Below are 6,558 nucleotides of genomic sequence, written 5' to 3'. Positions count from 1 at the left end.
AGAACGTTGACCAAGCGGAAGGCTCTGCCTTAGTTATACGTTATATCCTGGGATTTTTAATCGTTTTAACCTCTCTAATCACTACCTTCACTACCATGGGCCGTAATATTACCAAGGGGATAGAGTCAATTGGCAGGAACCCGCTTGCCAAAGTTCAAATACAGACAATGATTGTGCTTAATGTTGTATTAATTGCTATAATTAACATAGGCGCTGTTGTCATGGCGCTGGCCGCAACCAGGCTTTAAAAAATGAATTTGCCCAGCATTATTTACGCTATAATCTTGATCAACTTAATGGTTCTTTTAGCAGGTGTTTGCTATCTGATTTATAAGCGTTGGCTAGCCCCTCAAAGTCCCGAATTAGCTCGAGCTAAAAGCCAATCTGGCGTAATTATTCACGATGCGCTCCATGAGGCTAATAAAGTTTTGGCACAGGCTCAAATTGAGGGACTAAAGGTTGTCTCACAAGAAAAACTACAAGGCAAACACCTTGAAGAAAGGTTTGAAACTGCTCTAGAAGGATTAAGTAACGACCTTACTAAACAACTAAGTTTAAGCGTAGAGAGCGCCGAAAAAGACTATGAATACTTCCTAAAAACACTTGAAGCAACCATCAGTAAAACCGTCTCAGCTAACCAAGAGCTAATTACAGCCCAAACTAAGCGTTTCTATGAAGAGTCAAGCAAGCAAATTCAAGAAGTTCTTAATATTGAGCTTAAAAACACCAAAAAGATGGTTGAGGAATATGGAAAAAGTCAGATGAAAGCAATCGATGACAATATCGCAGACATCATAGATCAGGTAATACGCGAAGTATTAAGCCTCTCTCTCTCAACCAAAGATCACATGCAGATTGTATTCAAGTCACTGGAAAAAGCCAAAAAAGACAATACACTCAATGGAATTATTTAACTATTTGCTTGCTCACAACTATACAAAGTCTGATCTTTTAGAGAGTGTGAGGCTCTTGCGCCAAGCCGCCGAGAAAGATTTTTATAGTAGCGACGGAAAAGCCCGCCCAGTGGGTTTATTACCCACAAAGCTCTATAAAGATTTTACAAAAGAAGACCTATACTCCAAAATTAAGGAATATACCAAAAAAATAAAAGAGCTTCCTGAGCTCACTTTGTTATTACCTTTTATTCCAGACGAGCCTAATTTGGCAATGCTTACCAATTGGTTACGCAAAGAGATAAATACCTCTTTACTGGTGAATATTAAACTAGACGCGCATCTTGGCGCAGGTTGCGCCTTTATTATTGACGGAGTCTATCACGACTATTCCATCACTAAGGACCTTAAAAAATATGAAAAAAAATAATGAAAGAGCCACAGTAACTAGTGCCAAAGACTATCTTATCTACCTGGAAGGGGTGCCTTCTGCCGCTATTAACGATGTCTTGGTAGATGAAAAAGGAGGTCGAGCTTTGGTTATGTCACTTGATGATAAGGAAGTTGAGGCAGTTATGCTGGATGAGTCACGCCCGCTCCCCGGAGATATTTTTAAAACCAGTGACACAGGAATTAATGTTCACCTTTCAGATAAGCTCTTAGGCCGTGTATTTAATCCACTAGGCGAGACTCTCGACAATAAAGCCCCATTGGAAGCAAGTTTAGAACCCATGGAGCTGGAGGTAGTTGCCTTGGGCATTGGCACGAGGAGTATGATTACGCAACAATTAATAACGGGCTTTTCAACTATAGACGTCATGGTTCCCATTGGTATTGGTCAGCGCGAGCTCATTGTTGGAGAGCCAAGGAGTGGCAAGGCCACTTTTATCCTCGACACTATTATCAACCAAAAGGGCACCAACACGATCTGTATTTACGCTGTATTAGGAAAACCGGAAAGCGAGATTAAGCACATTACCGAGCTTCTCAGGCAAAGAAATGCCCTAGATTACTCCATTATTATTGCCACTTCTTCAGCTGATCCGTCACCTCTTATAGTGGTGTGCCCACAGGTGGCCTTTGCCATAGCTGATTATTTCCGAAAACAGGGTAAAAAAGTTCTTTTAGTGCTGGATGACCTTGGTATCCACGCCAAACATATCCGGGAGATGGCTTTACTTTCTGGCAAAACTCCAGGTCGAGAGTCTTATCCAGGTGATATTTTTTACCAGCACGCTCACTTAATGGAAAGGGCTGGTAGCTTTAATGAGAAGGCTGGTTCAGGCTCCATTACCTTGTTACCAGTTATTCAGACAAACTTAGATAGCCTTACAGACCTTATACCCACTAATCTAATGTCTTCCACAGATGGACATCTCTTTTTTTCAAGTTCATTACGATCTCAAGGTTATTACCCTTCAATAGATATCCCCGCGTCAGTAACCAGGGTAGGTCATCAGACTCAAAATGTCCTATTTAAACAACTTGCTCACTTGACTAAAAAGTCTTTAGCAGATTATCGTAATCTTGAACGATTTAGTCGTTTCAGCTCTGAGCTTAATATAGTTTCTCAGCAGAAACTGAAAAGGGGAGTAGTTATTCAGGAGTTGTTGCGTCAAAATGTGCACGAAAAACTTGAATTATTAGACCAACTAGCTCTCTTAAGTCTGGTATTTGTTGCATTTTTTGATAACAAAGACTTGAAGAAGGTTAGAGTTGAGAAGCCAGCTTTGCTTAAAGTTGTTCAATCTTTTAATAAGCTCAAAAAATCTCAAACACTAACAGACTACCCAAAGATAGAACAGTACTTTGAGTTCATTAAACAAGAATTAGTACCAAAACTAAACAATGGCCAAAACAGTTGATCTAAGAAACATTATTGAGGAAACCGAGACGCTATCTGAAATAGCTAGCGCCTACACAGAGATGAGTGAAATGAAAATCAAGCAGATTAGATCCGCATATGAGCTCAATGCCCGCTTCTATATTGAAATAACATATATTTACCAGCACTTAATGCTTACAGCTGCCAACCGCAAGCTCTTGTCCCCCGAGGGGGAGAGCAAAATCTTAAGCGTAGCTATCACCTCCAACCAACATTTTTTTGGCACGATGAATCTGGATGTCATAGATACTTTTGACAATGATTCAGCTACAAAAACCCTAGACCGGATTGTTATTGGCGCGACTGGTCGTGAACACTATCAAACACAAAATAATCACTCAATTAAGGAGTTTATTCAATTCAAAAAAGATAATCCCGACCCACAGGAAATTACAGACCTTTTAACAAGATTTCATGAGTATGACAAAGTTTTCCTATATTTCCCTCGTTTTGTCACACTTCTCAGACAAGAAACCGGGATTATAGATATTACATATAAGCCAGAATCTCATCAAATGGAGGGTATCGACCTAGATTTTATCTTTGAACCTGAACTACCAGATATCTTAGATTTTTTTAATACCCAGGTTAGAACGATCCTATTTAATCGTACAATGATTGAAACGGACCTTGCACGTACCGCTTCCCGAATGCTCTCAATGAGTGGCGCCCATGAGCGTGCCGAGACTCAGATTAAGAACCAGAAACAACAACTAGACAAACGAGCAAAATTAATTAGAAATGCCCAGCTCTTAGAAACTGTAGCGGGTATGCGAAACAGGCTTTAGATGGCACAAAACATAAAATTTACAGGATTAATACGTCGAGTTCGAGGCCAAGTGGTGGAGGTAGAGTATTCAGGAAGTGGTAATCTACCCAAATTACGCGAGCTTCTAACCTCACCAGATAATCCCAAGGTGCACCTCGAGATCTTTGCGTACACTCAAGATCAGTCATTATTAGCTCTATCATTGACTCAGAAATCTTGGCTCCAGCGTAACATGCCAATAACCACAACCAATTCTACCCTCACTGTCCCAGTGGGAGACGGGGTTTTGGGCAGAGTTATCAACCTCTTTGGTGAACCACAAGATGACGCGGGCGAGCTTAAATCTGAGGGACGAAGACCAATCTATGAACCGGCTACAACCAAAATTACCACACCAACCAAGGTGGAGCTCTTAGAAACAGGCATTAAACCTATTGATTTTTTCACCCCATTTATTAAAGGAGGAAAGATCGGCTTTGTGGGGGGAGCCGGAGTAGGAAAAACCGTGCTGATGACAGAACTTCTACGCAATGTTATCAAGCAGACCAAGGGGGTAGCCATTTTTTGTGGAATTGGCGAACGTATTCGGGAAGGACACGAGCTCTGGCTTATGTTGAGACAGTTTGATGCACTTTCCCGCACTGGTTTGATCTTTGGCCAGATGAATGAAAATGCCGCGGTTCGTTTCCGCACAGCCTGGGCTGCCGCAGCTCTAGCCGAGTACTACCGCGACGAGCAGAAAAAGGACATATTATTCTTTGTAGACAATGTATTTCGTTTTGTACAGGCGGGGAGCGAGTTGTCTCCGATGTTAGATCAGATTCCATCAGAGCTTGGCTATCAGGCGACCTTAGAATCCGAGGTAGCCGCTTTTGAAGAGCGCCTCGTAAATACACCTACGGGTAGTATTACTTCAGTACAGAATATCTACGTGCCGGCCGACGAGCTGTCTGATCCTGGAGTTGCAGCCATCATGAGTCACCTGGATTCCGTAGTTATTCTCTCTCGAGACCTTACTCAGCGTGGGTACTATCCTCCAATTGACCTGTTTCGCTCATCATCAGGCCTCTTGAGCAGTGAAATACTAGGGGAGCGTCACTTTAAAGCAGTTACCTCAGCCCTCGAGCTCATCGGCGAATACGAACGCCTACAGCGCATTGTCTCAATTGTTGGTGAATCCGAACTCCAAGCAGAGGACCGCCTGATCTTTCAGCGCGCAAACAAGCTTATAAACTACATGACTCAGCCTTTTTATACTACCGAAATTCAGACCAACCGTTCAGGCATCACTGTGCCTAAAGAAGACACAATATCTGATGTTGAAAAAATTCTCGGAGGGGAGCTAGATAAAATAGACGCAGACAAGCTCCTTTACATCGGCAATCTTAGCAAGATCATCAATAATAACTCCACAGGCGGAACGGGCCCTTCAGGGTCGTCTGATCTTGTGGAGTTAAAAGAGCCCACTCCACCACCCGCGCCCGCGCCTGCTCCCGCGCCAGAGCCCAAGGGACTAAAGAAATTCCTGAAAAAAGTTAGGAATAAGTAAGTTGAGCGTACACTACATAAAATAGGCATAGTATGTGTAGTGATGCTACATAAAATTGACAAAATTCATGTAGTTTGGTAATATCAAGACATGTTAAGATGCCATATACAAAACCTAGAAAAGTTCGTTGAACCGAACAAGGTGTTAGTAGTTCAAGGACCAAGACAAGTTGGAAAAACAACCTTAGTTAAGAATTATCTTTCATCTCTCCCAGATGATTATAACTACGTCTATTTAACAGGAGATAGTATTGAGGCGAGAGAAGTATTTTCATCGCTTAGTATAAAAGATATTACTGGATTTGCCCAAGGAAAACAGCTAATTGTTATTGACGAAGCTCAAAAAATAGACAATATCAGCTTAGGTATAAAGATCTTAGTAGACAATGTTGAGCGAATCCGTGTAATTATTACAGGATCATCCTCGTTTCAACTCCGTCAACAGATGGGGGAGCCATTAGTGGGACGTGCCATAAGCCTTAAACTCTTTCCAATTGCAGTATCCGAGTTGCAAGGTAACGGTGCAAACAAATATGAACTCAATCAAAGCTTAAACGACTATCTTACATATGGTTTTTACCCAGATATTTTATTAAGCAAGGGAAAAGATCAAAAGAAAGCTAAGCTAGAGGAATTAGTAGATAGATATTTACTCAAAGATATACTAGAATTTGAGCGTGTTAAGGGTTCTAAGTTCATCCTAGACTTACTTCGCCTACTGGCATTTCAGATAGGACAGCTGGTTTCTGTAAATGAGCTAGCCAATAAGCTAAATGTAAATGCACGCACAGTGAGTCGTTATTTAGACTTACTGGAGCAGTCATATATTCTTATCAATATCAGAGGTTATAGGCGTAATCTACGGGCTGAAGTTAACAAGAAAAGCAAATATTACTTCTATGACGTAGGTATCCGTAATGCCATTATTAATAACTACAATAATCCAGATCTAAGAGATGATATAGGTGGATTATGGGAAAACTTTTTAGTAGTTGAGAGACTAAAAAGGCAAGCATATGAGCCTATTTACAGTAATAACTACTTCTGGCGGACTTGGGAAAAGCAGGAAGTTGACTGGGTAGAAGAGCGCGACGGCAAGCTCGATGGCTCAGAGATCAAATGGGGTCAAAACACTAAAAAGCAGCTCAAATTCACCCAAACGTATCCCGAGGCTAAATTAGAAATTATAAATAAGAAAAACTATCTCAAATGGATTACAATTATTTAAGGACCGTCCTTAAATAATAACAATATGGTTAAGAAACAGGAAGAGTTTAAAATACGAATTAGCAACCCTCATGAGGTCGTGTGGGAAGGGACTGCCACAGCTCTTTCATCTGAGAATTCACAAGGCAAATTTGATGTACTTTCTCAACATGCCAACTTTATTACCATCATAAAAGAAAAACCCATTACACTCCGTTTTGCAGATGGCACAACCAAAGACTATAAGTTTCCCAGGG

Annotated in this window: 8 protein-coding genes; all 8 read left to right on the top strand. The window is 41.2% G+C overall.

Annotated features, from left to right (window positions below; translation table 11 throughout):
* Positions 1 to 248, top strand: a 248-nt coding sequence (locus CO050_06025) for a hypothetical protein (GenBank protein ID PJC30549.1), incomplete at its 5' end; no start/stop codon positions are given.
* Positions 249 to 296: 48 nt separating this feature from the next.
* The gene (locus CO050_06020; protein ID PJC30548.1) at positions 297 to 914 is read left to right on the top strand and encodes a hypothetical protein; all 618 of its coding nucleotides are present in this window, start codon (positions 297 to 299) and stop codon (positions 912 to 914) included.
* Positions 901 to 1,323: a hypothetical protein gene (locus tag CO050_06015; protein ID PJC30547.1), complete on the top strand. Its 423-nt coding sequence runs from the start codon at positions 901 to 903 to the stop codon at positions 1,321 to 1,323. The genes CO050_06020 and CO050_06015 overlap by 14 nt, the downstream gene beginning before the upstream one ends.
* Positions 1,310 to 2,758, top strand: coding sequence for a hypothetical protein (locus tag CO050_06010; protein PJC30546.1), 1,449 nt, complete (start codon positions 1,310 to 1,312; stop codon positions 2,756 to 2,758). Before CO050_06015 ends, CO050_06010 begins: the two co-directional genes overlap by 14 nt.
* Complete coding sequence (locus CO050_06005) at positions 2,742 to 3,566, top strand: hypothetical protein (protein ID PJC30545.1); 825 nt, start codon at positions 2,742 to 2,744, stop codon at positions 3,564 to 3,566. Before CO050_06010 ends, CO050_06005 begins: the two co-directional genes overlap by 17 nt.
* Positions 3,567 to 5,096, top strand: a complete 1,530-nt coding sequence (locus tag CO050_06000) for a F0F1 ATP synthase subunit beta (GenBank protein PJC30544.1) — start codon at positions 3,567 to 3,569, stop codon at positions 5,094 to 5,096.
* 90 nt (positions 5,097 to 5,186) lie between these two features.
* On the top strand, positions 5,187 to 6,323 hold the full coding sequence (locus CO050_05995; GenBank protein ID PJC30543.1) for an ATPase: 1,137 nt from the start codon (positions 5,187 to 5,189) through the stop codon (positions 6,321 to 6,323).
* A gap of 24 nt (positions 6,324 to 6,347) precedes the next feature.
* Positions 6,348 to 6,558, top strand: a 211-nt coding sequence (locus tag CO050_05990) for a hypothetical protein (GenBank protein ID PJC30542.1), incomplete at its 3' end; no start/stop codon positions are given.

It is taken from the genome of Candidatus Roizmanbacteria bacterium CG_4_9_14_0_2_um_filter_38_17 (assembly GCA_002788855.1).
Lineage (GTDB): Bacteria > Patescibacteriota > Microgenomatia.
Note: the sequence above shows the minus strand (reverse complement) of the source record. Positions and strands in the feature narration are given on the sequence as shown.

What these genes read in the sequence shown, in the direction of transcription:
- CO050_06020 (PJC30548.1), top strand. Translation starts at nt 297, where the DNA reads ATGGTTCTTTTAGCAGGTGTTTGCTATCTGATTTATAAGCGTTGGCTA.
- CO050_06015 (PJC30547.1), top strand. Translation starts at nt 901, where the DNA reads ATGGAATTATTTAACTATTTGCTTGCTCACAACTATACAAAGTCTGAT.
- CO050_06010 (PJC30546.1), top strand. Translation starts at nt 1,310, where the DNA reads ATGAAAAAAAATAATGAAAGAGCCACAGTAACTAGTGCCAAAGACTAT.
- CO050_06005 (PJC30545.1), top strand. Translation starts at nt 2,742, where the DNA reads ATGGCCAAAACAGTTGATCTAAGAAACATTATTGAGGAAACCGAGACG.
- CO050_06000 (PJC30544.1), top strand. Translation starts at nt 3,567, where the DNA reads ATGGCACAAAACATAAAATTTACAGGATTAATACGTCGAGTTCGAGGC.
- CO050_05995 (PJC30543.1), top strand. Translation starts at nt 5,187, where the DNA reads ATGTTAAGATGCCATATACAAAACCTAGAAAAGTTCGTTGAACCGAAC.